Genomic DNA, 3,176 nt, shown 5'->3' with positions numbered 1-3,176 from the left:
TACTTTCTTCCTAAGGGAGGGGAGTTTACGCCGTGCGCGTAATCTAATCCAGAGGGGCAGGATGTCAGAAACAGTTACCAACATGAACCTCGCGCAAATACATCTCCAGGCCAATCTCCATGCACCGACCCTGCAGCTTGTACTCGGCAAGGGTAGGGTCGTAGTAAAAGAAATTTTTTTGAACCAAGCTGTTCAACTCTTCTCTCAACTTGTCTTCAGTAAAAAAGCCTCCATCAACAAGCCAGCCCAGTTCTGTTTCCTTGAAAAATCCCTTGGCGCTTTTCTTGTGAACCTCCGCGAATAAGGCCTGAAGATGCCTTTTCAAACCCGCATATTCCTCAAAATAACTCCTGGCCTGCATCATGTATTTCGTGATCAATTTCCGCATCTGGTCATCAGGAACCTTCCCGTCCTGGCAGACTGTCAAGAATTTACCCAGAAGATTGGAGATTTCCCAGATGCTCCCGCCAAAGTGTTCCCAGATATACTCGATTTGATCTTGTGACAGCGAATACTCCTTGATGTTGGATTCCTTTTCCAGATTGTTCAACCAGTAGACGATGTCCACTTTGGGCAGGTAATCCACTTCAAAGAGTTCACTTGTTTTCTTGAGTTTGCTGTCGTTATACAGCTTTTCAATGAAATACCCGTCCGAGCTGGACAAAAGCACATGGCACAGATGGCTTTCCTTGGTCATGGCCACGAAGAAGTTGATCAACTCCTTGATCAGTTCCCGCTGGGAATTGAAGTAGATGAAATCCAGGGCCTGAAGCTCGTCGATGATCAGGATGGGCTTGACGTCCTTGGCGTTCAATTCCCGGAACTCTGCCTTCATCACGTCGAACGGGTCCAGTTGCCTGGCCTTGATCCTGCGCTGCTCCTCGACGGTCAGCTTGAAGAGCTTCAGGTCGTAGTGCCGGGTCTGGGTGCGGGTATTCTCCTCCTGATCCTCAACCACGAAAAAACGCTGCAGAAAATCCTCGTAACTGACGATGAGAATCTCCCGAAGATTGAAATGCTTGACGCAAAAACTGCCCTGGTCCGTCAGTTCCGTCTCCAGGAACTTCTGAATCAGGGTGGTCTTGCCGCTGGACTTGGGGCCGTAAAAGAACAGGATGCTCTCAGGCCGCTGTTCAGTCCATAAGCGAAGGTAGGCAATTTCGGTCTGGCGATTGATGAAGGCCGGTTCTTTTTTGTATTTCATGGGTAACTCCTGATAGGCTGGATGTCATCATCCGCGCAAACCGGTCGGAATGATTTGAGCCAGGATTTCTTCAACGATGAGCAGGGACAGGATCAAAAGCCAGCCGGTTCTGTCTGCCTTCCAAGTGGCCTATGATCAAGTCGGACACGGCTGTTTTGTCCAAGCATTCGTAAATGGCAGCGTCGAGCTTGATCAGTCTGTCGGCGACAAATTTGATGCTTTCGCCCATGAACCAGCTTCCGTCCGGCGCGGAAAAGCCCTGCTTGATCCCATTGGAAATCTCGGGAGGGACGTAGCGGCCCAACACCTTATTAAACCATTAACAACAGAGAAATTTTGGATAATGGCTCTGTTTAGGGATGTTCAAAATACCAATATACCGTCAAAGAGCTAAACAGATACCTCTTTCAACATCTGGAAAATATTCATAAAGTGATTAATTTAAAATTTTTCTGACAGGCCAGTGGTGTTAAATCATTCATTATTTCACTCTGATAGGCGAATGTGGTGATTATTGTCAAGAGTCACCTGCACCCTGTCACCTGACTCCTGATTTCTGCACACTGATTCCTTCTTTCAAAGGGCAGGGTATGCGGGTACGTTAATACTCAAAACCTAAAGAAAAAACAGGCGGGGTGGGGCTGGGTATGGCGGGATAACAGGTTTACCCTGCAGATTGCAAAAAATCTTCATATCATTATCATGGACATATGGACGATAATTACATCAAGGCAGAAGAAGAGCGATTGCAGGATGTCTGCCGCATAGCAGACATATATGCCCAGAGCCGCCTGGAAAAAGCATCTGAATTTGCCCAAGAAATCAAACAGCTGGAGGAAGAAAGGCTCAAGTCTCAATCCTCTCTGGAAAAAGACCGTCTGACCAGAGAGATCAGGCAGAGAGCACCTCTTGATCCATCCAGATTCAACCCTGCATTCGAGTACCCGGATGCACCCTACCTGGCCGGACTGGTCATAAAAGACGACGATCCCGGAATCGGGCGCAGACATTACCTGTTTGGCAAACAGGGGCTTGCCGACATGCGCACCCAGGCTCAGGTGGTGATTGACTGGCGCGATGCCAGGATATCCCGCCTGTACTACGAATGGGAAGAAGGAGAAGAATACGAGGAGGATATAAACGGCAAAGAGCGCACCGGGGTGATCCAGAAAAAGATCTCCTACGGCATCAGGCAGAGAGAGCTTTTATCCATCAGGACCGGTCGGGAGTTCATAGAAAAAAGAAACGGCTCCTGGAACCCTGAAGACGGTGAAAACATCTCCATTACCAGGAAGGAGGAGTCCGGGGATCACCGGCTTACAGATATCATCTCGCTTATCTCTCCGGAACAGTTTTCCCTGATCACCAGGGAACATGAGGGCTGCTTCTACCTCACCGGCGGGGCTGGTTCAGGCAAGACAACCGTTTCAGCTCAAATACCAAAATTACTGACGCGAAGTTTGTGTAGCAGCACAGCTGGTACTTAGCGGGGGACAGTCCCCAGACCTGGTGCCAGTAATCATCACCATGGACCCTCTGAATGGTTACTTTGGCCGGACAAGCAAATAATTTGCAAGTTAATTATGGAACGTCAAGGTATAAAATAATGTTTTACAAAAACCATATAATAAGGTAAATTTGCTTGCTGTAGCGGGCTAAACGTAACGTAACCATTCAGGGGGATGCCGAAACCGGCCGGGGGAGCATTACGCGTTTCTGAAAACCCTATTGGGACAGTCCCCGTGCCAAGCCCTGATATACAGCTTTTAACCAAAACAAGCTTATGACAAGTACCTTTTTTTCGGTTTTCAGAGACGCGAAATGCTCCCCCGGACAGTGACTGTCACCCACCGTAACCATTCAGGGGGGTCCTCGGTGGTGAATACTGGCACCAGGCCTGGGGACTGTCCCCGCTAGGTACTACCTATGAAGGTTCACACAACTTAGCGTTTGTCATATAAAATTTGTGCAG

General features: G+C 48.5%; 3 protein-coding genes. 1 reads left to right on the top strand and 2 read right to left on the bottom strand.

Annotation, left to right across the window (positions count from 1 at the left end; genetic code table 11):
* Positions 1-64: 64 nt before the first annotated feature.
* Positions 65-1,204 (bottom strand): ATP-binding protein, encoded by a 1,140-nt coding sequence (locus QZP87_RS09970; protein ID WP_291322771.1) that lies wholly within the window; start codon positions 1,202-1,204, stop codon positions 65-67.
* Between the two features lie 70 nt (positions 1,205-1,274).
* Positions 1,275-1,511 (bottom strand): asparagine synthase-related protein, encoded by a 237-nt coding sequence (locus QZP87_RS09965; RefSeq protein WP_291322770.1) that lies wholly within the window; start codon positions 1,509-1,511, stop codon positions 1,275-1,277.
* Positions 1,512-1,914: 403 nt separating this feature from the next.
* Between QZP87_RS09965 and QZP87_RS09960 the strand changes: the two genes are divergently transcribed.
* Positions 1,915-2,691 (top strand): hypothetical protein, encoded by a 777-nt coding sequence (locus QZP87_RS09960; RefSeq protein ID WP_291322769.1) that lies wholly within the window; start codon positions 1,915-1,917, stop codon positions 2,689-2,691.
* Positions 2,692-3,176 lie beyond the last annotated feature (485 nt).

This window comes from Desulfonatronospira sp. (assembly GCA_003563255.1).
Lineage (GTDB): Bacteria > Desulfobacterota > Desulfovibrionia > Desulfovibrionales > Desulfonatronovibrionaceae > Desulfonatronospira.
Note: the sequence above shows the minus strand (reverse complement) of the source record. Positions and strands in the feature narration are given on the sequence as shown.

Bases quoted from the DNA above. Each gene is read 5' to 3' on its own strand.
- QZP87_RS09960 (WP_291322769.1), top strand. From the start codon at position 1,915: ATGGACGATAATTACATCAAGGCAGAAGAAGAGCGATTGCAGGATGTC.
- QZP87_RS09970 (WP_291322771.1), bottom strand. From the start codon at position 1,204: ATGAAATACAAAAAAGAACCGGCCTTCATCAATCGCCAGACCGAAATT.